The organism is Amycolatopsis sp. NPDC004169, assembly GCF_040610315.1.
Lineage (GTDB): Bacteria > Actinomycetota > Actinomycetes > Mycobacteriales > Pseudonocardiaceae > Amycolatopsis.
In genome coordinates this window covers 40,170-63,787 of sequence record NZ_JBEXMD010000053.1, presented here as the reverse complement: position 1 = coordinate 63,787, position 23,618 = coordinate 40,170, and the positions used below count along the sequence as shown (strand labels likewise).

The 23,618-nt window shown below is 70.8% G+C and carries 23 protein-coding genes; 9 read left to right on the top strand and 14 right to left on the bottom strand.

The genetic code is table 11. The features are described 5' to 3' along the window. Positions 1-70 precede the first annotated feature (70 nt). Complete coding sequence (locus ABZX11_RS42545) at positions 71-1,201, bottom strand: CapA family protein (protein WP_354924198.1); 1,131 nt, start codon at positions 1,199-1,201, stop codon at positions 71-73. A 369-nt stretch (positions 1,202-1,570) separates the two neighbouring features. Between ABZX11_RS42545 and ABZX11_RS42540 the strand changes: the two genes are divergently transcribed. The 5 genes from ABZX11_RS42540 to ABZX11_RS42520 all read left to right on the top strand — a co-directional run bounded on the left by ABZX11_RS42540 (position 1,571) and on the right by ABZX11_RS42520 (position 6,985). Beyond that, a complete protein-coding gene (locus ABZX11_RS42540; RefSeq protein ID WP_176172551.1) occupies positions 1,571-2,545 on the top strand; it encodes a substrate-binding domain-containing protein in 975 nt (324 codons plus the stop codon). Between the two features lie 71 nt (positions 2,546-2,616). Beyond that, positions 2,617-4,155 carry a sugar ABC transporter ATP-binding protein gene (locus ABZX11_RS42535; protein WP_354924196.1) on the top strand — a complete coding sequence of 513 codons (1,539 nt, stop codon included), beginning with the start codon at positions 2,617-2,619 and terminating at the stop codon, positions 4,153-4,155. After that, positions 4,152-5,177, top strand: a complete 1,026-nt coding sequence (locus ABZX11_RS42530; RefSeq protein WP_176172553.1) for an ABC transporter permease — start codon at positions 4,152-4,154, stop codon at positions 5,175-5,177. Before ABZX11_RS42535 ends, ABZX11_RS42530 begins: the two co-directional genes overlap by 4 nt. A 2-nt stretch (positions 5,178-5,179) precedes the next feature. Beyond that, positions 5,180-5,824 carry an FCD domain-containing protein gene (locus ABZX11_RS42525; protein ID WP_176172554.1) on the top strand — a complete coding sequence of 215 codons (645 nt, stop codon included), beginning with the start codon at positions 5,180-5,182 and terminating at the stop codon, positions 5,822-5,824. Positions 5,825-5,905: 81 nt separating this feature from the next. Then, positions 5,906-6,985 carry a glycoside hydrolase family 88 protein gene (locus ABZX11_RS42520; protein ID WP_354924193.1) on the top strand — a complete coding sequence of 360 codons (1,080 nt, stop codon included), beginning with the start codon at positions 5,906-5,908 and terminating at the stop codon, positions 6,983-6,985. Between the two features lie 4 nt (positions 6,986-6,989). Here the strand turns inward: ABZX11_RS42520 and ABZX11_RS42515 are convergent, their stop codons facing one another. The 6 genes from ABZX11_RS42515 to ABZX11_RS42490 all read right to left on the bottom strand — a co-directional run bounded on the left by ABZX11_RS42515 (position 6,990) and on the right by ABZX11_RS42490 (position 12,600). Then, positions 6,990-8,294, bottom strand: a complete 1,305-nt coding sequence (locus ABZX11_RS42515) for a DNA polymerase IV (RefSeq protein WP_354924191.1) — start codon at positions 8,292-8,294, stop codon at positions 6,990-6,992. Between the two features lies 1 nt (position 8,295). Beyond that, entirely contained in the window at positions 8,296-8,607 is a 312-nt protein-coding gene (locus ABZX11_RS42510; protein WP_176172557.1) for a transcriptional regulator, read from the bottom strand. After that, on the bottom strand, positions 8,604-9,227 hold the full coding sequence (locus ABZX11_RS42505) for a hypothetical protein (RefSeq protein ID WP_176172558.1): 624 nt from the start codon (positions 9,225-9,227) through the stop codon (positions 8,604-8,606). The genes ABZX11_RS42510 and ABZX11_RS42505 overlap by 4 nt, the downstream gene beginning before the upstream one ends. Positions 9,228-9,271: 44 nt before the next feature. Continuing rightward, positions 9,272-10,003 carry an ABC transporter permease gene (locus tag ABZX11_RS42500; RefSeq protein ID WP_354924189.1) on the bottom strand — a complete coding sequence of 244 codons (732 nt, stop codon included), beginning with the start codon at positions 10,001-10,003 and terminating at the stop codon, positions 9,272-9,274. Beyond that, entirely contained in the window at positions 10,000-10,899 is a 900-nt protein-coding gene (locus ABZX11_RS42495; protein WP_354924187.1) for an ABC transporter ATP-binding protein, read from the bottom strand. Before ABZX11_RS42495 ends, ABZX11_RS42500 begins: the two co-directional genes overlap by 4 nt. 153 nt (positions 10,900-11,052) lie before the next feature. Beyond that, positions 11,053-12,600, bottom strand: coding sequence for an alpha/beta hydrolase (locus tag ABZX11_RS42490; RefSeq protein WP_354924185.1), 1,548 nt, complete (start codon positions 12,598-12,600; stop codon positions 11,053-11,055). A 299-nt stretch (positions 12,601-12,899) separates the two neighbouring features. On the opposite strand from ABZX11_RS42490, the gene ABZX11_RS42485 reads away from it, so the two are divergent. Next, a complete protein-coding gene (locus tag ABZX11_RS42485; RefSeq protein WP_354924183.1) occupies positions 12,900-14,072 on the top strand; it encodes a macrolide family glycosyltransferase in 1,173 nt (390 codons plus the stop codon). On the opposite strand, the gene ABZX11_RS42480 is transcribed toward ABZX11_RS42485, so the two are convergent. From ABZX11_RS42480 to ABZX11_RS42455, 6 genes are read right to left on the bottom strand one after another with little or no spacing between them, the layout of a single operon-like run. Beyond that, a complete protein-coding gene (locus tag ABZX11_RS42480) occupies positions 14,021-15,391 on the bottom strand; it encodes a caspase family protein (RefSeq protein ID WP_354924181.1) in 1,371 nt (456 codons plus the stop codon). The genes ABZX11_RS42485 and ABZX11_RS42480 overlap by 52 nt on opposite strands. Continuing rightward, positions 15,384-15,761, bottom strand: coding sequence for a hypothetical protein (locus tag ABZX11_RS42475; protein ID WP_354924180.1), 378 nt, complete (start codon positions 15,759-15,761; stop codon positions 15,384-15,386). The genes ABZX11_RS42480 and ABZX11_RS42475 overlap by 8 nt, the downstream gene beginning before the upstream one ends. A 53-nt stretch (positions 15,762-15,814) precedes the next feature. Further along, a complete protein-coding gene (locus tag ABZX11_RS42470) occupies positions 15,815-17,533 on the bottom strand; it encodes an aminotransferase class V-fold PLP-dependent enzyme (RefSeq protein ID WP_176172563.1) in 1,719 nt (572 codons plus the stop codon). After that, positions 17,530-18,297 (bottom strand): amino acid ABC transporter ATP-binding protein, encoded by a 768-nt coding sequence (locus ABZX11_RS42465; RefSeq protein WP_303246970.1) that lies wholly within the window; start codon positions 18,295-18,297, stop codon positions 17,530-17,532. The genes ABZX11_RS42470 and ABZX11_RS42465 overlap by 4 nt, the downstream gene beginning before the upstream one ends. Next, complete coding sequence (locus tag ABZX11_RS42460; protein ID WP_354924177.1) at positions 18,290-19,168, bottom strand: amino acid ABC transporter permease; 879 nt, start codon at positions 19,166-19,168, stop codon at positions 18,290-18,292. Before ABZX11_RS42460 ends, ABZX11_RS42465 begins: the two co-directional genes overlap by 8 nt. Then, positions 19,155-20,102 carry an ABC transporter substrate-binding protein gene (locus ABZX11_RS42455; protein ID WP_354924175.1) on the bottom strand — a complete coding sequence of 316 codons (948 nt, stop codon included), beginning with the start codon at positions 20,100-20,102 and terminating at the stop codon, positions 19,155-19,157. Before ABZX11_RS42455 ends, ABZX11_RS42460 begins: the two co-directional genes overlap by 14 nt. Before the next feature lie 96 nt (positions 20,103-20,198). On the opposite strand from ABZX11_RS42455, the gene ABZX11_RS42450 reads away from it, so the two are divergent. Next, positions 20,199-21,182 (top strand): Gfo/Idh/MocA family oxidoreductase, encoded by a 984-nt coding sequence (locus tag ABZX11_RS42450; protein WP_354924173.1) that lies wholly within the window; start codon positions 20,199-20,201, stop codon positions 21,180-21,182. A 6-nt stretch (positions 21,183-21,188) separates the two neighbouring features. Here ABZX11_RS42450 and ABZX11_RS42445 read toward each other — a convergent pair whose 3' ends face one another. After that, positions 21,189-21,581 carry a TIGR03618 family F420-dependent PPOX class oxidoreductase gene (locus ABZX11_RS42445; protein WP_176172567.1) on the bottom strand — a complete coding sequence of 131 codons (393 nt, stop codon included), beginning with the start codon at positions 21,579-21,581 and terminating at the stop codon, positions 21,189-21,191. A gap of 155 nt (positions 21,582-21,736) precedes the next feature. On the opposite strand from ABZX11_RS42445, the gene ABZX11_RS42440 reads away from it, so the two are divergent. Together ABZX11_RS42440 and ABZX11_RS42435 are read left to right on the top strand one after the other, a co-directional pair. Further along, positions 21,737-22,942 (top strand): glycosyl hydrolase family 8, encoded by a 1,206-nt coding sequence (locus ABZX11_RS42440; protein ID WP_354924170.1) that lies wholly within the window; start codon positions 21,737-21,739, stop codon positions 22,940-22,942. A gap of 68 nt (positions 22,943-23,010) precedes the next feature. Beyond that, complete coding sequence (locus tag ABZX11_RS42435) at positions 23,011-23,571, top strand: NADAR family protein (protein ID WP_354924168.1); 561 nt, start codon at positions 23,011-23,013, stop codon at positions 23,569-23,571. Positions 23,572-23,618 lie beyond the last annotated feature (47 nt).

Sequence of the window (23,618 nt, the reverse complement as noted above, 5' to 3'; positions counted from 1 at the left end):
ATTGAAGCCGTAACTCGCGAGATACGGCTTCAATCACGCGAGTCACGGCTCTGATCACGCGAGTTACGGACTACGGGCCGGGGCGGGTGAGGCCGGATTTGGCTGCGCCGAGGCTCAGGATGTTCTTGTCCGTGTCCTGGAGGGCCTTGGTGACCGGGGGCGACGAGGGGGATGTCGACAAGTCGATCAGGCGGATGGGAGCCTCGAGGCGGATCAGGGTGGGGATGTACTCGGCCTTGGCGACCTTCCAGCGGTCGCCGTCGCGGACGAAGCGGAAGCGGGCCGCCGCGCCTTCCTCCGTGTCGCCCTTGGGTTCCGAGTGGCGGGCGACGCTGTTGCCGAGCCCGTAGGCCACCCACTTGCCGCCGATCTTCTCGAACGGCTGGACCACGTGGGCGTGGTGGCCGACGATCAGGTCGACGTCGTCCGAGGCCAGGATCTTCTTGGCCTGCGAGCGCTGTTCGGCCGTCGGCTCGTGCTGGTACTCGACACCCCAGTGCAGGCTCGCGATGACGACCTGCGCCCCGGCCTGCCGGGCCTTGCGGGCCGCCGCCAGCACGGCGTCGACGTCGATCTGGTTGGCCAGCCACGGTTTCCCGGCCGGCACCTTGATGCCGTTGAAGCCGAAGGCGTACGACACCTGGGCGACCTTGACGCCGTGGACGTCGAGGATCAGCGGCTTCGCGGCCTCGCCCGCCGACCGCGCCGAGCCGGTGTGCTTGACGCCGATCGCGTCGAGCTTGTCCAAGGTGCGGGTGACGCCCTCGGCGCCCTGGTCGATCGTGTGGTTGGACGCCGTCGAGCAGGTGTCGTAGCCGATGTCCTTGATCGCGTCGGCGATCTCCGGCGGCGCGCTGAACGACGGGTACCCGCTGTACGGCCCGCCCTCCGGCGCCAGCGGCGTCTCGAGGTGGCAGATCCCGAGGTCCGCGCCGGAGATCAGCGGCTTGATCCCGGCCAGCAGCGGCCGGTAGTCGATCTTGCCGCCGCCGTCGGCCTCGGCCTGCTCGGTCAGCGCCGGGTGGATCAGGACGTCACCGGTGGCGACGACGCTGAACGACCCCTCGGGCGCGGCGGCTTCCGAAGACGAGGCCGCCGTCTCGGGGAACGGCGTGGGCGCCGGCCCCGGCTGCGGCGGGCTGCTGCACCCGGCCGCCAGGACGGCGATCCCGGCGAGCGCGGCGACGCGGTGCTTCCTCATCGGGTCCCCCTAACGTGGTCCGGCCATCCTGCCAGCCGGACGAATCGGGCAGCGAGGCCCTCCGGGTCCACCGTGAAACTTCCACCACAGTCGACAACACCGATCAGAACATTCGCACAGGACAAAACCGGACAACGCGCAGGGTAGACGGGAAAAAATACGATAAATGCGGGCCACGATTGCCACGATGCAACTACGCAGAGTAGGTCTCGCTCCGCTAACTGCGCCTTGACGCTCCACGAAAGGGTGTTTTGTAATACGAGTCACTTCGCGGCGCTCCGCCGCGCCACGTGAACTTCGGCCTCCTTGGGAGCAACGATGTCCCCATACCCGCACAGGTTCCGGACCTGGAGCGTTGTTGGTTGTTGTTTGATTTCCGGCGCTCTGCTGGCGTCCTGCTCCTCCGGCAAAGACACCGCGGCGCCGCAGCAGCAGGCGCCGGCCAACGGCAAGATCACCCTGTACTACCTGCAGAAACAGGGTGACCAGCAGTACTTCGTCGAGCAGGCCCAGGGCGCGCAGGAGAAGGCGAAGGAACTCGGCGTCGAACTCAAGGTCGTCAACCTCGGCCAGGACGCCAACAAGGCGATCACCGAACTGGACGCCGCGGTCGCCCAGGGCGCCAACGGCGTCGCCATCGTCGTCCCCGACCAGGCCATCGGCCCGCAGGTAATCGACAAGGCCAAGAGCGCGGGCATCCCGCTGATCGCCTCCGACGACGTCATCAAGGACGGCACCGGCGCGAAGGCCCCGTTCGTCGGCTTCAACGGCAGCCAGATGGGCGACTCGGTCGGCACCGAGGCGGGGAAGCTGTTCAAGGCCGCCGGCTGGGCCGCCGCGGACACGAAGATCATCAGCGCGTTCAAGCAGGACCTGACCGTCTGCACCGACCGCGTCAACGCCGCCAAGAGCGCGTTCGCCAAGGCCGCGGGCGCGGACGTCCCGGTGATCGACGTCGGCACCGACAACTCCCCCGTCGACGCGCAGAACAAGTCCGGCGCGGTGATCGGCTCCAACCCCGGCGTCAAGCACTGGGTCGTCTGGGGCTGCAACGACGAGAACGAGACGGGCGTCGTCACCGCACTGGCCAACTCCGGCGTCCAGGCGAACAACATCATCGGCGTCGGCCTCGGCGCGTACCTCACCTGCAAGGACTGGGCCGCCGGCAAGGACACCGGCAACAAGTCCGCGCTCTACATCTCCGGCGCCGAGGTCGGCCGCTCGGCGATCCAGGTGCTGGTCGACAAGGTCAAGAACGGCAAGGAACTGCCCGCCGAGACGATCGCCAAGACCACGATCGTCAACAAGGACAACTACAAGCAGGCCGGCGTCAACTGCACCTGACCGACCCTCGCCCGTGGTGAGGCGGGTTCCGGCCCGCCTCACCACGCACGACCGCCGTACGGAAGGCGACCATGTCCAGCTCCCCTCCCGCGCTCGCCGTCGAGGGCATCGGCAAGCGCTTCTCCGGGGTCACCGCCCTCGACGACGTCTCGCTGGAGTTCCGCTCCGGCGAGGTGCTGGCCCTGATGGGCGAGAACGGCGCCGGGAAGTCGACGCTCCTGCGCGTGCTGTCCGGCGACCAGGGCCCGGATGACGGCCGGCTGCTCCTGGACGGCACCGAGGTCACCTTCGACACCCCGCGCGCGGCGATGGCCGCCGGGGTGCGCGTGATCTACCAGGAACCCGAGATCATCCCGCATGTCTCGGTGGCGGAGAACGTCTTCGTCGGCGAACTTCCCGCGAAGGCCCGCGTGTTCAGCCGCCGCACGCTCACCAAGGCCACGCAGGACGCGCTGGCCGAGTACGGCTTCGAAGGCGTCCTCGACCCGGCCACCCTCGGTGTCGCCCTCTCCGCCGCGCAGCGCCAGCTCGTCGAGATCCTGCGCGTGCTCACCGCGGCCACGCCGCCGAAGGTGATCGCGTTCGACGAGCCGACGTCGTCGTTGTCGGAGCACGAGGTCGAGGCGCTGTTCCGGCTGATCGGGCGGCTGCGCGACAGCGGTGTCGCGGTCGTCTACGTCTCGCACCGGATGAAGGAGATCTTCCAGCTCGCCGACCGCGTCGCCGTGCTGCGCGACGGCAAGCTCGTCGGCGTCCAGCAGGCCGCGGAGACCGACGAGGCCGGCCTGGTCCGGATGATGATCGGCCGCGACCTCTCCGCGCTCGAACGCCGCGTCACCCAGGCCACCGGGGACGTCGTGCTGAAGCTGACCGACGTCACCACCGACGACGTTTCGGGCATCTCGCTGCAGGTCCGCGCGGGCGAGGTCGTGTGCCTGGCCGGGCTGGTCGGCGCGGGCCGGTCCGAGCTGGCCCGCGCGATCGTCGGCGACCTGCCGATCCGGTCCGGGACCGTCGAGCTCGACGGCAAGCGGCTGCGCGCGCACAACCCGGGTGACGCCGTCAAAGCCGGCATCGGCTTCGCTCCCGAAGAGCGCAAGACGGACGCGTTGCTGATGCAGCGGTCCGTACGCGACAACGTCTCCATCGCCGTCCTGGACCGGCTTCGCCGCTTCCGGGTCGTGAAGCGGGCGAAGGAACGCGCGCTCGTCGAGGAGTACGTACGCGAGCTTCGCGTGCGGACGCCGTCGATGGAGCAGGAAGTCCGCAAGCTCTCCGGCGGCAACCAGCAGAAGGCGGTGCTCGCGCGCTGGCTCGCGCGGCGGCCGAAGCTGCTGATCCTCGACGAGCCGACGCGCGGGGTCGACGTCGGCGCGAAGGCCGAGATCTACCGGATCATCGACGGCCTCGCCGCCGAAGGCATCGCGCTGCTGGTCATCTCCTCCGACCTGCCCGAGGTGCTGACGCTGGCCGACCGCATCCTCGTCATGCGCGCCGGACGTCTCGCGGGCGAGCTCGGCCGTGAGGAAGCGACCGAGGAAGCCGTGCTGACCCTCGCCATCCCCGAAACCGAACCAGCCGTGGACGACGCCCAGGAGATCGGCGCATGAGTACTCCCACCAAGGAAACTTCGGCGCCTGCCGCCGCGCCCCAGCCAAGCGCCGCGCGCCGGGTGCTGACCGGCATCGGCGTGCAGAACTCGAGCTTGATCATCACGCTGATCGCGCTGGTGATCCTGCTGAGCGTGCTGAACGAGAACTTCTTCCGCACCAACAACCTGCTGCTGATCGGCAGCGCGATCACCATCATGGGCCTGCTCGCCCTGGTCCAGACGCTGGTGATCATCCTGGGCGCGCTGGACATCTCGGTCGGCTCGATGGCGGGGCTCGCGTCGGTGATCTCGGCGATGGTGTTCACCTCGACCGGCAACGCCGAGGTCGGCATCCTCGCCGCGGTCGGCGTCGGCATCCTCTGCGGCCTGGTCAACGGCATGATCATCATCTTCGGCCGGGTCAACCCGGTGGTCGCGACGCTGGCCATGCTCGCCACCTACAAGGGCATCGCGCAGGTCATCTCCGACGGCAAGGCGCAGGGCTACACCGGCGGCGACGACCTGTTCATCTTCCTGGCCAAGGGCGCGATCGCCGGGCTGCCGTCGCTGGTGTGGGTGTTCCTGATCGTCGCGGCGCTGCTGCACTTCCTGCTCAAGTACACCGACATCGGCCGCAACGTCTACGCCATCGGCGGCAACGACACCGCCGCCCGGCTGGCCGGGATCAACATCAACCGGTACATCATCGGTGTGTACGCCCTCGTCGGCGTGGTCGCGGCGATCGCGGGCGTGCTGATCACCGCGCGCACCGGCTCCGGCCAGCCGACGTCCGGGTCGGAAGGCCTGGAGCTGCAGGCGGTCACCGGCGCCGCGCTCGGCGGCACGATGCTCAAGGGCGGCCGCGGCTCGATCATCTCGACCGTGCTCGCGGTGATCATCCTGGGCGTGCTCGACAACGGCATGTCCGGGCTGGGCATCAACCCGTTCTGGCAGAACGTCGCCCACGGCGCGCTGCTGGTGATCGCGGTCGTGCTGCAACAGCTGCGCAGCGGGGAACGGCGCGTCGGCCTGCCCGAGTAGCGGTGAACCTCCACGCCCGCATCGTCGACGAACTGGGCAGGCTCATCGTCGAAGGCGCCCTCGGGGACGGGCAGCCGCTCGTCCCCGAGGAGCTCGGCCGCCGGTTCTCCGCGTCCCGCACCGTGGTCCGCGAGGCGTTGCGCGTCCTCGAGTCCAAGGGCATGGTGACCGCGCGCCCGCGGGTCGGGACGTGGACGCTGCCGCCGGAGGCGTGGGACGCGATCGACCCGGACGTCATCGCCTGGCGCGTCGGCGGTCCCGGCGGCCGCGAGCACCTGCGCGAGCTGCTGGAGCTGCGGCTGGCCATCGAACCGCAGGCCGCGCGGATGGCGGCGCGGCACCGGCGTCCGGACGAGCTGTCCGCGATGGCGGCGGCCTACGGGCAGATGGCCGACGCGGTCGAGCGCGGCGACGGCGAAGCGTTCCGCGACGCCGATTCGCGGTTCCACGCGGCGCTGGTCCGGGCGTCGGGGAACACGCTGATCGCCCAGTTGCAGGTGCCCGTGGTCGCCGCGCTGAAGGCGCACCACGAGCCGATGGAGCTGGTGGCGCATTCGCGAGTCCTCACGCTGGTGCTCGCGAAGAACGCCGACGGCGCCGAGTCCGCGTCCCGCCGGCTGCTGGAAACCGTTGCGGCGTACCGGTGATCGGTACCTTGACACGGTTACCGGGACGCGCTTCACTCGCTGCGGACGACCGCCGCCATGAGTTTTGAGGAGGACGCTTCCATGCGTTTCCCGGGAATTCGCGGTTTCGGCGTGCTCGCGGCCACGGCGGTGGCGGGCGGTCTCCTGACCGCCCCGGTGGCGGCCGCCGCCGCGACCTGCGCCGTGGCGGACGAAATGGTGGCCGCGGGCAACTACTGGGTCGCCAACGGGACCAACCTCGACGCACCGGACTGGCAGAATGCGACGTTCCACGTGGGCAACCTGGCACTGGTCCGGACCACCGGGCAGTCCAACCACAAGACGTACCCGTGGGCGCAGGCCAACTCCTACCTCCTGCCGGAGGACCCGAAGCGGCCGTTCTTCCCGGACAACCAGGCCGCGGGCGAGGCGTACCTCGACCTCTACACCTACTTCCACCCGGAAATCCCGCTGGATTCGATCCGCACGCGGATCAAGGCCGAAGTGGTGTCGGTGCAGGCCGGTCACCGCGACTACTGGAACTACGCCGACGCGCTGAACATGGCGATGCCGTCGTTCGCGCGGATGAGCCTGATCGACCACGATCCGTCCTACTTGGACGCCATGGACCAGCTGTTCCGGTCGGCGGAACACAAGCTGTTCAACGAGTTCACCGGCCTGTGGTACCGCGACGCGCGGTTCAAGGGCTCCGGGGTGTTCTGGTCCCGGGGCAACGGCTGGGCGCTGGCCGCGCTCACGAAGGTGCTCCAGGTGCTGCCGACCGACGACCCGCGGCGGCCGGAATACCTGCGCGTGTACCGGAAGATGGCGGCCACGCTGGCCCTCGCGCAGCGCCGTGACGGGTTCTGGAACTCCGACCTGCTGAACCCGCGCGACCACGGCGGCCCCGAGTCCAGCGGCACGGCGTTCTTCGCGTTCGGCCTCGGCTGGGGCGTCAACGCGGGCCTCCTCGACGCGGCCCGCTTCCGCCCGGTGGTGGACAAGGCGTGGACGGCGCTTTCGGCGAAGGCCCTGCAGGCCGACGGCAAGGTGGGTTACGTCCAGCCGGTGGGCGACCGCCCGGCGACGGCGAAGGCCACGGACACCGCGGCGTACGGCGTGGGCGCGTTCCTGCTGGCCGGCCAGGAAGTGGCGAAGCTGCAGGGCTGCTCGGCCGGGTAGCCCGTCACTTCAGGCAGTCGCCGGGGTCGCCGCGGGTCAGGGCCGGGTCCGACTGGGGGAACGTCCGCGCGACACCGGGTCCCGACGACCGGTGCTCGAAGCGGACCGTCACCCGGCCGTGGCCCGCGCCCTGGACCCAGCCCGTGCCGAACTCCTCGTGGACCACGTCGTCGCCCTGGCGCCACTCCGAAGGCGCCGCGGGCGCCGGGGCCGAGACCACCGTCGACGTCGACGGCACCGAAGGCGCGGCCAGGGAGAACAGCGCGTCCTGGTGCGGGACCGACAGCCCGCTGTAGGCCACGCCGGCCAGGCGGATGCCGCCGAACTCCGCCGGGTCGATCAGCAGCCGCTCGGCCGTGGCCGACAGCTCGGCCAGGTCGTCCGTCGGCGCGGAGATCGTCTCGGACCGGGTCACCGTGTGCATGTCCGTGTGCCGCAGCTTGATCACCACGGTCCGCGCCACCCGGCCGGCCTTGAGCAGCCGCTGGTGCGCGCCCACCGCGATCCGGCGGACCTCCGCCCGCAACGTGGCCAGGTCCTTGATGTCGGTGTCGAACGTCGTCTCGGCGCTGACCTGCTTGGTCTCGGCGCGCCCGGCCACCGGGCGGTCGTCGGCGCCGGTCGCCAGGCGCCGCAGGTCGCGGCCGACGACGCCGCCGAGGGTGGCCACGGCGTCCGCTTCGGACAGTGCCGCCAGCTGCCCGAGCGTCTGGACGCCGATGAACCGCAGCTTCCCCTCGGCGACCGGGCCGATGCCCCACAGCGCGCGCACCGGCAGCGGCGCCAGGAACTCGCGTTCGGTGCCCTGCGGCACCACCAGCAGCCCGTCCGGCTTGGCCTCGTCGGAGGCGATCTTCGCGATCTGCTTGCCGTTGCCCGCGCCGATCGACGCCACCAGGCCGGTCTCGGACCGGATCCGCGCGCGCAGCGAGGCGCAGAACGCCGTGACGTCCTCGAAGGACGCGCCGACGAGCGAAGGCGGCTCGGCGAACGCCTCGTCGAGAGAGATCTTCTCCAGCACCGGCGCCACCTCGGTGACGACCGCGAAAACCTCGTGGCTGAGCCGCTCGTAGACGAGGAAGCGCGGCGGCACGATCACGCCGTTGGCCGGCAGCAGCCGCCGCGCCTGGGACATCGGCATCGCCGACCGGATGCCGAACGCCCGCGACTCGTAGCTCGCCCCGGCCACCACCCCGCGCGGACCGGTGCCGCCGACCAGCACCGGGCGCCCGGCCAGCGTCGGGCGGGTGAGCTGCTCGGCCGACGCGTAGAAGGCGTCCAGGTCGAGGTGGATGACCCAGCGGGCCACGTCAGTCCCCGCCGGTGGCGTCCAGCAGCTGGTGGAGCGCCTTCGTGTAGTCCTCGAACGCGGCCCGGCCGCGGGCGGTCAGCCGGACCAGGGTGACCGGCGTGCGGTGTTCGTAGGCCTTGGTGATCTCGACGTACTCGGCGTCCTCGAGCTTGCGCAGGTGCGTCGAGAGGTTGCCCGCCGTCATGTCCAGCAGCTGCTGCAGCCGCGGGAACGTGATCTGGTCGCCGGCGCGCAGCCCGGCGAGCGCGACGGTGACCCGCAGCCGCGCCTGGGCGTGGATGACCGGGTCGAGCTGCGGCAGGTCGCTCATCGGGCCGGCTTCTCGCGGACGAAGTAGACGATCGCGCCGAGCAGGAACCCGCCCCCGCCGCAGACGGTCAGCACGAGGAAGTTGTCCGGGTAGCCCACGAGCACGCTCAGCGCGGCCGACACGATCATCCACGCGCCGAGGCCGTACATGAGCTTGTCCTGCCACAGCATGCCGCCCGCCAGATACAGCACGCCGGTCAGCAGCAGCCAGGTGCCCGACCACAGCAGCGACACCTGCTCCGGCGAGAGCGCCTGGAACTGCGTGATCCGCAGGTCGACGACCATCAGCCCGATCGCCGAAAGCGCCCAGCCGTAGCCGTACATCGCCCCGGCCGTGCGGGACGGGCCGCGGATCCCGCGACCGGACCGGATGCTCGTGTAGGTCGTGTAGGCCATGGCGCCCAGGAACAGCAGCGGGACGACGATGCCGCCGGCGACCCACCCGGGCACCGCGACCCAGCCCTGCGTGGTGACGTAGGTGAAGCCCCAGCCGGCGATCCAGGCGATGGCCCAGGCCGCGAGCATCCGCGCCGGGCCCCCGCCCAGTTCCCGGCGGGTCCGCCGGTTCTGCTGGGCGATCAGGTTCAGCGACTCCTCGGCCGACATCGGCTCGTCTTCCACCCGTTCGCCCTCCTCCCTACACTTGCACGGAAGCTAACACGCAGCTAAAGCCGGGCGGTGTCCAGCCGGAACCGGCGCATCACGACCAACGCCGGGACGACCAGCCAGCCCGCGAGCACCAGCACCGCGACCCACGTCCCGGACGCGTGCGTGAGCGGGTCGAGACCGACCCGGCGCAGCCAGTAGGTCGGCGTGAAGTGCGCCACCGCCGACATCCAGCCCGGCAGGATCTCCAGCGGGATCCACAGCCCGCCGAGCATGCCGAGCGGCATCATCAGCGCGCCGGTCACCGCGCCGACCGTGTCACCCTTGCCGAACAGGCCGATGGCCAGGCCCAGGACGGCGAACGGGAGCGTGGCCAGCCACAGGAAGACCAGCTGCCGCCCCCACTCGGCCGTGGTGAGCGGTTCGCCGCGCAGGAAGCCGACGAAGAAGATCGTCACCAGCACCGGCAGCGCGACGGCCATCGCCGAGGCGACCTTGACGGCCAGGTAGCCGGGCCCGCGCATCGGGGTGAGCCGCAGCTGCCGCTGCCAGCCGTCCGTGCGTTCCTGCGCCACCCGGGTTCCGGTGAACAACGCGCCCCCGCTCCCGCCGTAGGCGGCCATGCCGATCATCGTCTGCGTGCTCGAGTGGAGGCCGCTGTCGAGCACGTAGTCGCCGAAGATGGCGCCGAAGAGCAGGTACATCACGACCGGCATGCCGATGGTGAAGATGGTGAACTGCGGGCTCCGGACGATCCGCTTGATCTCCAGGTTCAGGTACGTCGTGTTCACGCGGCGGCCTCCTCGGCGGTCAGCGCCAGGAAGGCCTCTTCGAGCCCGAGCGCGGTGATTTCGATGTCGGACGCGGCCGGGTGGGCCGCGAGCAGGGCGCGGATCGCGGCGTCGGAGTCGGCGCAGGCCAGCTCGGCGCGGCCGCCGCGCAGCTGCACGCCGGTGACGCCGGGCAGGTGCGCGAGGTCGGCGTCGGTCGCGCCGGGCACGACGGCCTTGAGCACCCGGCCGGACACCGCCGCCCGGACCTCGGCGACCGGCCCGTCGGCGACGACGACGCCGTGGCGCATCAGCACGACGCGGTCGGCGTAGTCCTCGGCCTCGGCGAGGTAGTGCGTCGCGAACAGCACCGTCCGGCCGCCTGCGGCGTACTCGCGGATGGCCGCCCAGAACGCGCGCCTGCCGTCTACGTCCATCGCCGCGGTGGGCTCGTCGAGCACGAGCAGCCGCGGGTCGCCGGCCAGGGCGAGCGCGAACCGGACGCGCTGGCGTTCGCCGCCGGACAGCTTGCCGCAGCGGCGCTTGACGAGGTGCTCCAGGCCGGCCCGGGCGATCACCTCCGCGGCGGGCAGCGGCTTCCGGTGCGTCGAGACGACCAGGCCGACGAGCTCGCCGACGGTGGCGTCCGGCAGCAGCGCGCCGTTCTGCATCATCGCGCCGACGAGCCCCCGGTCGACGGCCTCGCGCGGGCTGCCACCCGCGACGGTCACCTCCCCCGCGTCCGGCTTGGTCAGGCCGAGCAGCAGGTCGACGGTGGTCGACTTGCCCGCGCCGTTCGGCCCGAGCAGCGCGACGACCTCGCCGCGCGCGACCTCGACGGACACCCCGCCGACCGCCGTGACCGGCCCGAACCGCTTGGTGAGGCCGTGCAGTGCGAACGCCGGTCCCCCAGTCATGGCGTCCTCCTTCCCTGGACTTTGTAGCGCAAAGTTGCTGCGCACTTTGTAACACAAAGTCCACGAGGACTCAAAGTTCCCGGCGCCGGAAAGCACGAAAAACGGGGTGCCGGGCACTGGGCCCGGCACCCCGTTTCCCGAGGTTTCCGCAGGTCAGCCGGCGAACCGCCCGGCGAGGAGGTCCGGCGTCGCGGCGACGGCGGCCTTGGCGGCCGTCGGGGCCGGCGGCGTCGGCAGCGGCAGCGGGGCGCACTCGACGTCGGCGGTGCGGCCCGGCTTGCGGGCCGGGAGCGCGCCGGTCGCCAGGTAGTCCGCGATCTTGGTGTCGACGCAGGCGTTGCCGCGCGGGGTGATCGCGTGGCTCGTGCCGCCCGGCTCCGCGATCAGCGAGGCACCCGGGAACCGGCTGCGGATTTCGAGGCTGCCCTCGAACGGCGTCGCCGCGTCGAGCGTCTCGTCGATCATGAGCACGCTCTGCACGCCCCGGCCGTCGACCTTGGCGGGCTTGCCCGCCTTGGCGGGCCAGAACACGCAGGGCGCGTTGAACCAGGCGTTCTGCCAGGTGAAGTACGGCGCATTGGCGAAGGTCTGCCAGTTGTCGCGCCGCCACTGGTTCCAGCTCTGCGGCCACTGGACGTCGGTGCACTGCACGGCGAGGTACACCGCGTAGCTGTTGTCGTCGCCGAGGCCGCCGAAGGCCTCGAACAGCGACTTCCAGTTCTGCCAGTCACCCTTGTTGACGAACCGGGAGAGCGCGTCGCCCAGCAGCGTCCACCGCAGCTGGTAGTAGCTCGCCTGCTGGATGACGTCGAGGATCTCGTCCGGCCCGATCACGCCGCCCGCCGGGTTGAACGAGGCCTTGAGCAGCTGCTCGTTGACCACCTTCTGCACCGCGGCCTGGGTCTTGCCGAGGTGGTAGACGTCGTCGTGCTGCGCGAGCCAGCCGAACCAGATCAGGATGTTCCGGTCGAAGGCCACGTCCTGGTCGAGGTTGTCGCCGTACCAGACACCGCGCGGGTCGACCGTCGAGTCGAGCACCATCCGGCGGACGTTCTTCGGGAAGAGCGAGCCGTACACCTGACCGAGGTAGGTGCCGTAGGAGTAGCCGTAGAAGTTCAGCTGCTTCTGGCCGAGCGCCTGGCGGATGGAGTCCATGTCCTTGACCGTGTCGGTCGTCTTCATGTTCTCCAGCAGCCCGCGCGGGTTGTTCGCGGCGCAGGCTTCGGCGTACCCCTTGGCCCGGTCGAGCCAGGTCTTCTCCAGCTGCGGGGTGAACGGCACGTACTGCGGCCGGTTGTAGTTCATGTAGTCCGGCTCGCAGCTCAGCGCGGGCTTGCTGGCGCCGACGCCGCGCGGGTCGAAGCCGATCCAGTCGTAGGCGTCACCGGCGTGGTCGGGCACCCGGGACCCGCGGGTGGCCAGCAGCAGGCCGGACCCGCCGGGGCCGCCGGGGTTGGTCAGCATGACGCCCTGGTACTGCGCGTCGGGGACCTTGTGCTTGACGCGGTCGACGGCGAGCTGGATCTGCTCGCCGTCCGGCTTGCGGTAGTCGAGCGGCACGCTGAGGTAGCCGCATTCGGCACCGGCGGCGGCCAGCGTGGGATCGGTGCACGGTCCCCAGGCGATCGACGCCTGCCCCGCGGGTGCGGCGTCCGCGGCCGGCGCGGCCACGAGCGCGGACGCCACCGCGACGGCGGCCACCGCGGCGACAGTGCTCCTCGTAAGAGCGGCACGTCTCACTGGTTTCTCCCTTTTCACAGCGTCTTCGGGCGGGGAAACCCTATGCCCGGCAAGGGGTACAGCGGGACGGCTGCGCAGCAACGCCCTACGAAAGGCGGAAATCGGGTGGCGCGGACTTTCCGGGATCCCGTACGGTCGGTTCCATGATCTACTTCATCCGGCTCCGCCTCGTCTGAGACGGCGTGACCGCCGGGCTCCCCGCCTACCGGGTGAGCCCCTTCACCTGCGCGCCGTCTGGTCTTTCCCCTTGAAGGAGCACCATGCTGCGCAAACACATCGTCATGGTCGGCTGCACCGCGCCGAGCCACGTCTACCCGTCGCTGGGCGTGATCGCCGAGCTGGTCCGCCGCGGGCACCGGGTGTCCTACGTCGTCGGCTCGCCGCTGGCTTCGCTGGTCGCCCCGACCGGCGCCGACGTCGTCGAGCACCCGACGATCTTCCCGCTCGGCGAGGCGGCCGTGTGGCCGGAGGAGCCGGCCGAAGCGATGCGCGTCTTCCTCGACGAAGCCATCGCCATCCACCCCGCCCTGATCGAACGGTTCGACACCGACCGGCCGGACCTCGTGCTGTACGACATCGGCGGACTGGGGGCGCCGCTGCTGGGGTTGCGGTACGGCGTGCCCGCGGTGCAGCTGTCGCCGACGCTCGTGGCGTGGGAGGGCTACGACGAGGACATGGCCGAGGTGATGGCGCCGATCAAGGCGTCACCGTCCGGTGTGGACTATGCGGCCACGTTCTCGGAGTGGCTCTCGTCCCACGGCGTTTCGGCGGATCCCTGGGAGTGGCTCGGGCATCCGGCCCAGGTGCTTTCGCTGATCCCCCGGGCGATGCAGCCGCAGGCGGACCGGGTGGGAGCGCACGTGCGGTTCGTCGGGCCGTGCCTGGACCCGGCGCGGCTGGCCGATCGTTCGTGGACCCCGCCGTCGTCGGGACGCCCGGTGCTGCTGGTGTCGTTCGGGACGGCGTACAACGACCAGCTCCCGGTGTACCGGGACTGCATCGCCGCGTTCGCCGCGGATTGGCACGTGGTGATGTCGATCGGGAAGCACGTTTCGCCCGCTTCCCTCGGCCCGCTGCCGTCGTCGGTGGAGGTGTACGAGAGCGTCCCGCAGCTGGCGGTGCTGGAAGCGGCGTCGGCGTTCATCACCCACGCGGGGATGGGCGGGGCGACCGAAGCGCTGTGGTTCGGCGTCCCGACGGTGGCGATCCCCCAGGCCGCGGACCAGTTCGGGAACGCGGCCCAGCTGGAGGCACTGGGCGTGGGCCGTCACCTGCCCGCGGAATCGGTGACGGCGTCATCGCTGCGGGAGGCGGTGGACGAGGTGTCGTCGTCGGCTTCGGTGGCTGCGCGGCTGGCCGAGCTGAAGGCGGAGATCCGGAGTCACGGCGGGGTTTCCTTCGCCGCGGATGCCGTGGAGTCCTTCGTGGCCTGAGCCCGCCGCAGGAGGAAGACACCGCGGCCCAGGAAGAAGGCGCAGAGCAGCAGGAGCAGCAGGAAGATCCAGTTGTACCCCATGCCGCCGACGAGGACCACGATCAGCAGGGCAGCAAGCACACCCGCCTCGATGAAGTAGAGCTTCGGGTCGGCGGATGGCTTGACCCGCCGGCTGTCCGCGGTCCGCGGCGGTGGACCGGCACGGACCAGCTTCGGTGGGGGAGTTGCCTCCCCCGCCGGAGCTGTCGGCTGCGCAGCGGGCCGTCGCGGCGGCTCGGGCGCGCCTGGCTCCGGCGCGGATTCCGGCTCCGGCGCGGGCTCGACCGCGACCCGCTCCGGCGCGGGCGTGGCAACGACCGGCGCCGCTGCCCGTCCCTCCGACTCCCGCGCCCACGCGACCGCCGCCGCCGAGACCATGCGGCTGTCGTCCTCCGTCAGCCGGGCGATCTCCTCCGCCGTCCGGGCGCGCACCACCTCGTTCCCCACCCGGTGCAGGCGCTTCAACCCCTCCAGCGCCGTCAGCCGGTCCGAGGCGATCGGGCTCGCCAGCCCGTTGCGCAGGTACTCCGGCAGCTGCCACCGCGGGTTCCGCGCCAGCACGATGCGTCCCTCCACATCGGACTGGTGCTTCGGCCGCTGGCGGGGCATCTCCGCCACCACCCGCTCGTGGACGTAGCTGTACAGCTCGTCCACCGTCACGTCGCCGTCGCCGTCGAGGTCCGCGCTTCCGTCGCGCAGGCCCGCCACCAGGTGCCGGGTGAACACCGAGCGGGCCGCCGAGCCCACCACCCCGTCGCCCTCGAACGAATACTGCGTGGCGTCCGAAGCCGTCAGCACCGCCCGGCCGCGGCCCTGGAACCGCTCCAGCGTGTGCACGTCCGTGCCCGCCTTCGCCAGACGCCCGGCCGGGAACGCGCCGCTGTAACAACAGTCCAGCACCAGCACCTTCTGCCGCGACGGGCAGCCCGCCATCGCGCGGTCCACCAGCTCCGCCGCCAGCGCCGTGAACATCAGGCTGTCGCGGCGGGTGTTGGCCATCGCCAGGTAGAGGCTGCCGTCGTCGTCCTTGACGCCGTGACCGGTGAAGTACAGCAGCGTCAGCTCGTCGCGACGCCTTCCCCGGTAGAACTCGCCGATCGCCTCGCCCACCACGTGGTGGGGCTGGTCGACCAGCGTCGTCACCTCGAAACCCGCGATCGCGGGGTCGCTCAGGACCGCGGCCAGCTCGCGCGCGTCGCCGCCCGGAGCCGTCAGCCGCCGGAGTGCCGGGTCGGCGTACGTCTCGGTCGCGATCAGCAGCGCGTGGCGGCTAGCCATGCCGCCGGACGAAGGCGTCGATCAGCTGCTGGCGCTCGGCCGTCGTCGCGCGCTCGAGCTCGACCGTGTCGCCGTCGATCGTCACCTTGATCTTGTGCTTGCCCGCCTGGCGGCCCAGCCACTCGCGCAGTGTCTCGACCAGCCCCGGGAACACGCCGCCGGCCGCGCTGAACGCCACCACCAGCGAACCGATCGTCACCGGGTCCGCGGCCTTCGCGCCCGGCGGGAGCTCGCCCGGCACCGGCTGCACGTCCACGTCCAGCTCGCCCAGCTCGGCGCGCAGGCGGCGGGCGAGCAGGTCGAACTCCTCGGCGTCCGCCTCGCCGTCCGCCTCCAGCCGGACCAGGGCCCGCGTGTCCGCTTCGGTCATGCGCGCCATGGTGCGCCCGAACGGCCGAAGCGGCAAGGTCCGTTCGGGCAGCGTCAGGCGCGGATTTCGTTGAGGTAGTTGTAGATCGTGTACCGGGTGACGTCGAGGCGCCCGGCCAGGTGGTCCACCGCGTCCTTGATGAGGAAATAACCGGCTTCGTCGAGCTCCCGCACCACGGCCGCCTTGTGCCGCTTCTTCATCAGGTCCACCGGGATGCCCGCCTTCGTCACCGCCCGGTCGACGAGGAACCGCTGCAGGCTGTCGACGTCCGGTGGGAAAGTCTCCGGCTCCCCGGTTCCGCCGGGGGTCGCGGCCGGGTCGACGCTGTTGACGCACAGGCAGCCGACCGCGACCCCGTCGGCGTCCCGCAGGAACAGCGTCGAGGAGCGGATCGCCCGGCCGTCCGGGCCGTGCGTGCGGTAGTTCGTCAGGTCCTGGGTGGTGCCGCGGCGGACCAGGCCGAGCAGCAGGTCGGTCATCGGGCCGCCGACGCTGCGGCCGGTGAGGTCGCCGGCGATGGCGATGATCGAGTCCGGCAGCCGGCTCAGGTCGTGCAGCAGGACCTCGTTGCCGGGGCCGAGCATCGCCGCCAGACCCGGGATGGCCGGGACCAGCGCGGTGAGCACGTCGTGCGTGGTCGCGCCCGCGGCGGGGACCACCAGCGGCTCCCGGGGTGCCGTCAAGGTCTCCAACGCCTCCCGGAGCACGTCCGCCGCGGCCGCGGGCGTCGAAGCGTGCGGGGAGAGCCGGACGTGCTCGGGCCGCACGGTCGCGGCGATCCCGGCGTTCGCCAGCGCCGCCCCGACCTGCTCCGCCGGGTGGCCGGGCAGCGTGAACGCCAGGATGCCCGCGCGGCGGTCGACCGCCGAGACGACTTCGGCACCGCAGGAGGCCAGTACCTCCTCGAACGCGGCCAGCCGCTCGGCGATCCGCGCCGCGATGGCGCCGACGCCGGCGTCCTCCACCAGCTCGAGGGCCTCGGCGAAGGCGCCGGAGGTGATCGGGCTGAGGTTGGAGATCGACCAGGCCTGGGCGGTGCCGTCCGGCGGGTGGATCTCGTCGTCGAACAGGCCGGGGTCGCGGGCGCCGGTCCAGCCGGACAGCACCGGGTCCATCCGCTCCAGCGCGCGGTCCGAGAGCACCGCGAAGCCGGTGCCCCAGCCCGCGCGCAGCCACTTCTGGCCGCCGACGACCAGGACGTCGGCGACCTCCCACGGCTCGTCGACCACGCCGAAGCCCTGGATGCCGTCGACGACCAGCAGCCGGTCGCCGACGACGTCCCGCAGCGCGGCGAGGTCGGCGCGGTAGCCGGTGCGGAAGTCGACGGCGCTGACGCTGACCGTCGTGATCTCCGGCGTCAACGCGGCAGCAACGCGCTCCGGCGTCACATAACCGCTGCCCAGCCGCCGGACACGCAGGCGGCCGGCCTGCTCGGCGCGGGCCCACGGGTAGGTGTTGGCCGGGAACTCCGACGCCGCCACCAGCACCTCGCCGGTGCTGTGGAAGGCGGCCTGGAACAGCCCGAGGCTGGTGTTGGGCAGCAGCACGGTGTGGTCGGTGTCCGAGCCGGACAGCCGCGCGGCGGCCGCCTTGGCCCGGATCTCCTGCCGCATCAGCTCGTCCACTGTGGACGGCCCGGCCGTGGTGGCCTGGTCGAGCAGCGCGGCCGTCGTGTCGAGCACCGCGTGCGACGGCGGGCCGAACCGGGCGAAGTCGAGGTAGCCGGCGGGCTCGTCGAACTGGAGCAGGTACCGGGGCGAAATCCGCGTCACGCGAGGATCCTCGCCAGGAACTGCCGGGTGCGGTCGTGCTTCGGCGCGCTCAGCACCTCCGACGGCGGCCCGGTCTCGACGACGGCGCCGTCGGCCAGGAACACCACCTCGTCGGCGGCCTCCGCGGCGAAGCTCATCTCGTGCGTCACGACGACCATCGTCATCCCCTCCCCCGCCAACGTACTCATGACCTCCAGGACCTCCCCCACCAGCTCCGGGTCGAGCGCGGACGTCGGCTCGTCGAACAGCATCAGCTTCGGCTTCATCGCCAGCGACCGGGCGATCGCCACCCGCTGCTGCTGCCCGCCGGACAGCTGCGCCGGGTAGGCGTCGGCGCGGTGGGCGAGCCCGACGCGGTCGAGCAGTTCGAGGCCTTGCTTGCGCGCGTCGTCCGGTTTCACCCCGAGCACCCGGATCGGGCCCTCGACGACGTTCTCCAGGGCGGTCCGGTGCGCGAAGAGGTTGAAGCGCTGGAACACCATGCCGATGTCACGCCGCTGGCGCGCCACCTCGCGTTCGCGCAGCTCGTACAGCTTCCCGCCGCGCTGCCGGAAGCCGATCGGCTCGCCGTCGACCCAGATCTGGCCGGCGTCGATCGTCTCGAGGTGGTTGATGCAGCGCAGGAACGTGCTCTTCCCGGCGCCGGACGGCCCGAGCAGGCAGACGACCTGTCCTTTGTGGACCTCCAGGTCGATGCCGCCGAGGACTTCGGTGTGCCCGTAGGACTTCCGGACACCGACGGCACGCAGCAGCGGCTCAGACACGGGCACTCCTCACCAGCGGCACCCCGCGCAACGCCTTGCCGGCGCGGGCGAGCGGGCCGCGGTCGGCCTGCCCGAAGGCGCGTTCCAGGTAGTGCTGGCCGACGCCGGCGACGGTCACCACGACCATGTACCAGACGGCCGCGGCCAGCAGGGTCTCCATGACCAGCAGGTTGTTGGACGAGATGTTGTTGGCCGCGTGGATCAGCTCGGTCACGCCGATCACCGACGCCATCGACGTGCCCTTGAGCATGTTGATGAAGTCGTTGCCGGTCGGCGGGATGATCACGCGCATGGCCTGCGGCAGCACGACCCGGCGCAGCGTCGCGGCCGGCGTCATGCCGATCGACTTCGCGGCCTCGGTCTGCCCGCTGTCGACGCTGTTCAGGCCCGCGCGGACGATCTCGGCCATGTACGCGCTTTCGTTGAGCGCCAGGCCGAGGAACGCGGCGGTGAACGCGCTGATCAGCACGTTCGTCTGCTCGTGGACCAGGAACGGGATGTCGATGACCGGGAAGACGAGCGCCAGGTTGTACCAGAGGAGGATCTGCAGCAGCACGGGCAGGCCGCGGAAGATCCAGATGTAGCCGGCGGCGAACCACCGCGCGACCGGGTTGGCGCTGCGGCGCAGCAGGGCGATGACGATGCCGAGCACGATCGCGACGGCCTGGGACAGCACCGCCAGCACGACGGTGTTGAGCAGGCCGGTCGCCATCACCTTGTAGAAGACGAAGTCCGGGACCTGGTTCCACTCGATCTGCGCGTTGCCGAGGGCGATGCCCAGCAGCACGAGCAGGGCGATGATGATCGCGGCGGCGACCCACCGGCCCCAGTGGCGGAGCCGGACGATCGGGAGTGGCTCAGGAGCCGCCATTGACCGCGGCCTCCTTGATCGCGCCCTGCTCGACGCCCCAGGCCTGCAGGATCTTGCCGTAGGTGCCGTCGGCGATCAGCGCCTGCAGGGCCTTCTGCACGGAGTCGCGCAGCGCGGTGTTGGTCTTGTTGACGCCGATGCCGTACGGGCCGCCGTCGATCGGCTCGCCCGGGACGACCTCGAAGAACTTGCCCTCACCCGCGGTGCGCGAGATGTAGACGGCGCTGGGCAGGTCGTTGAGGATTGCCTGCACGCGGCCGGTGCGCAGCTGGTTCTGGTTCTGGTTGTCGCTGTCGGTCGCGGTGACGTTCACCGCGGGCTTCCCGGCCTGCGTGCACTTCGTGCTCTGCTCGGCGGCGAACTTCTGGTGGCTGGTGCCCTGCACGACGGCGACGTTCTTGCCGCAGAGGGTGTCCGGGCCGGTGATGCCGTCGGGGTTGCCCTTGCGGATCATGATCGTGATGCCCGAGGTGAAGTAGTCGACGAAGTCGATCTGGGCCTGGCGGGCGTTGGTGTCGTTCATGCCGGCCATGGTCAGATCGATGCGGCCGGACTGGAGGCTGGTGATGAGCGAGCCGAAGGCCATGTCCTGGTGGGTCACGGTGACGCCGAGCTTGGCGGCGATGGCCTTGGCGAGGTCGACCTCGTAGCCGATCGGGGTCTTGCCGTCGGCGGCGTAGAAGTTGTTGGGCGCGGACTGCAGGTTCGAGGCCAGGTGCAGCCCGGCCTGCTTGACCGCGTCCGGCAGGGCCGCGTTGAGCTGGGCGTCCTTCTGCACGCCCTGGACGATCGCGGCGGTGTCCGGGATGCCGGACGCGGGCGCGCCGGCGGCCTGCGACGTCCCGCCCGCGCCGTCCGGACCGCCACCACAGGCCGTCACCAGCACGGCAACGCCGGCGAGCACCACCGCCTGCACGGCACGAAAACGGGACATAACGGACCTCCACTGTTCGGCTGGCCGGAACGCTACAACTCTTTGTTGAAGAGGTCAACTGGCTGTTGAAATCTCGTTCGGTGCTAACTTCACGCCATGACCCTGCGGATCGGCATCCTGGGGGCGGCTCGCATCGCGCCCGCGGCCTTGATCAAGCCTGCTGCGTCGGTCTCCACGGTTTCGGTGTCCGCGGTCGCGGCCCGGTCCGCCGACCGGGCGCAAGCGTTTGCGGCCAAGCACGGGATCCCGCGGGTGCACTCGTCGTACGAGGCACTCGTGACGGATCCGGAGCTCGACGCGGTCTACATCCCGCTGCCCAACGGCCTGCACGGCCGCTGGACGCTCGCGGCCCTGGCGGCGGGAAAGCACGTGTTGTGCGAGAAGCCGTTCACGGCGAACGCGGCGGAAGCGCGAGAGGTCGCGTCGGCGGCTGCCGCGTCCGACCGGGTCGTCATGGAGGCGTTCCACTACCGCTACCACCCGCTGGCGTTGCGGGTCGAGGAGATCGTGGCGTCGGGCGAACTGGGGACGCTGCAGCGGGTGGAGACCGCGTTGTGCTTCCCGCTGCCGAAGTTCTCCGACATCCGCTACGACTACTCGCTGGCGGGCGGCGCGACGATGGACGCAGGCTGCTACGCGGTCCACATGGCCCGCATCTTCGGCGGCGAGACACCTTCGGTGGTCTCAGCCTCCCCGAAGCTGCGGTCGCCGCAGATCGATCGGGCGATGACGGCGGAGCTGGCGTACCCGTCCGGCCACACCGGCCGGATCGAGTGCTCGATGTGGTCGGCTTCGCTGCTGAAGATCAGCGCGAAGGTGACGGGCTCGAAGGGGTCGCTTTCGGTGCTGAACCCGGTGGGCCCGCACGCGTACCACCGCCTCACGGTCCGCGTCGGCGGCGCCCGCCGCACGGAGAAGTTCCCGCGCCGGGCGTCGTACGCCTACCAGCTGGACGCGTTCGCCGCGGCGGTGCTGGAGGGCGCGCCGGTGAAGACCTCGGCGGCGGACGCCGTGGAGACGATGACGGTGATCGACGAGATCTACCGGGCCGCGGGGCTGCCGCTGCGCGAGCCGAGCTGAGCCGGCTCAGGCGTTGCCGAGCACCCGGGTCACGGCGATCTCCAGTACCACCCGCTGCGGGTTCGGCTTGGGTTCCCGGTAGCGGGCCGCGTACCGGTTTTCCGCGTCGCGCACCGATTCCGGGTCGTCCCGCAGTACCACCCGTCCCTCCAAAGTGGACCACGTGCGGCCTTCGACCTGGCAGACCGCGGCCGCCAGGCCTTCGGCGCCCGCCTTCCGGGCGAGCCGGGCCTTCACCGAGCCGTCCCGGGTGATCACCCGGGCGATGCCGGTCTCGAAGTCGACGGTCACGCCGACCGCGACGACGTGCGGCGTGCCGTCCGGCCGGACGGTGGTGAGGGTGGCCAGCCGGCGCTCGGTCCAGAACGTGCGGAAGCTTTCGCCGCGATCGATCTCCATGCCCGCCACGCTAGTCCGTCCGGGTGCGTGCGGCGCCGTGGGACCCACTGTGCGTCATAGTAAGGAAAGTTTCCTAACACTCTTGACCTGGTCTTGAACCTTCTGTCAGGCTTCGAACACCTTCGCCGCAGCCCACGATGTCTTACGGAGGAGCCATGAAGAGAGTCGTCCGGGCGGTGGTGGTTTCGGCCGCGCTCGCCGCGGGGCTGCTGAGCGTGCCGACGGCCGCGTCCGCAGCGGGCACGCCGTACGTGCCGGGAACGCTGCGGCCGTCCGTCTCGCAGGCCACGCAGGACGCCGCGCTGCAGAAGTACTACGACTTCTGGAAGAAGAACTTCCTGACGACCAAGTGCGGCAGCGGCACCTACGCCGTGCTGTCCAAGGACGCCGACCACTCCTTCGTCGCCGAGGGCGAGGGGTACGGCGTGACGATCTCGGCGATGATGGCGGAGAAGGACCCGCAGGCGCGCTCGATCGTCGACGGGATCCTGAAGTTCGTGAAGGCGCACCCGTCGGTCAACAACAAGGACCTGCACGCGGCCGAGCAGGATTCGAACTGCAAGAGCGTCAACGGCAGCGATTCGGCCACCGACGGCGACCTCGAAATCGCCTACGGCCTGCTGATCGCGGACAAGAAGTGGGGCAGCGGCGGTTCGGTGAACTACAAGGCCGAGGCCGTCCGGATCATCAACGCGATCAAGAAGAGCGAAGTCAACGGCACGACGAAGTTCACCCTGCTGGGCGACTGGGGCAACGACGCGGAGTACAAGAACAGCTCCCGTTCGTCGGACTGGATGCCGGGCCACCTCCGCGCGTTCGCCGCGGCGACCGGTGACAGCTTCTGGACGTCGGTCCGCACCCGCTCGGAGACGGCGGTGAGCCAGCTGCAGTCGTCGTACGCGCCGAACACGGGGCTGCTGCCGGACTTCGTGGTGAACACGAACTCGACCCCGAAGCCGGCACCGTCGAACTTCCTGGAGGGCCCGAACGACGGCAAGTACAGCTGGAACGCCTGCCGCGACCCGTGGCGCCTCGGCGCGGACGCGATCTCGTTTTCCGGCAGCGCGGCGGCGGCCCAGGTCCGCAAGATGAACACGTGGATCAAGTCGGCGACGGGCGGCGACCCCGCGAAGATCCAGAGCGGCTACTCGCTGTCGGGTTCGAAGACGGAGAGCGGCCAGCACCCGTGCTTCACGGCCCCGTTCGCGGTGGCGGCGATGACGGATTCGGGCAGCCAGGCCTGGCTGGACAAGCTGTGGACGGCGGTGTCGTCCTGGTCACCGGACGCGACGGATTACTACGGAACGGGGATCACGCTCCAGGTGTTGCTGATCCTGAGCGGCAATTACGTGGCGGCTTGATTGCGGGGCCGTCCCGCAGCGGGTTATTCGGGTGCGGGACGGCCTTCGCGTGGGTGAGACTGGGCGGCATGACCGGTCATCCGAGCAGTGTCGAGGAGCTGACCCGAGCCCTCGCCACGGGCCGGCGGTTCAAGTACGTGTACTTCTGGGGCCACCGCCCACCCCGCGGCGGCGGGGTCGGTGCGGGGTGTTTCAGCCAGTGGTGGCCGGCGCCGTTCGAGGTCGACGGGGTCCGCTTCCCCACCGCCGAGCACTACATGATGTGGCGCAAGGCAAATCTCTTCGGCGACGACGAGGTGGCCGCCCAGGTCCTCACAGCAGTGCACCCGAAGCAGGCCAAGGACTTCGGGCGCCGGGTGCGCGGGTTCGACGAGGGAACCTGGGTGGCCCACCGCCACGGGATCGTGGTCGACGGGAACACGGCGAAGTTCGCGCAGCATCCGGAACTGGGCCGCTACCTGACCGGCACCGGCGAGCGCGTGCTCGTCGAGGCGAGCCCGGTGGACCGGGTGTGGGGCATCGGCCTGGCGGCGGACGACCCGCGGGCAGCGAAGCCACAACAGTGGCCAGGCCTCAACCTCCTCGGCTTCGCGCTGGCGGACGTGCGGGTGAAGCTGGGCCAGCCGTGATACCCGAGAAGTCGATCAGCCGGGTGATCGGCGGCTTGTGCTGTCCC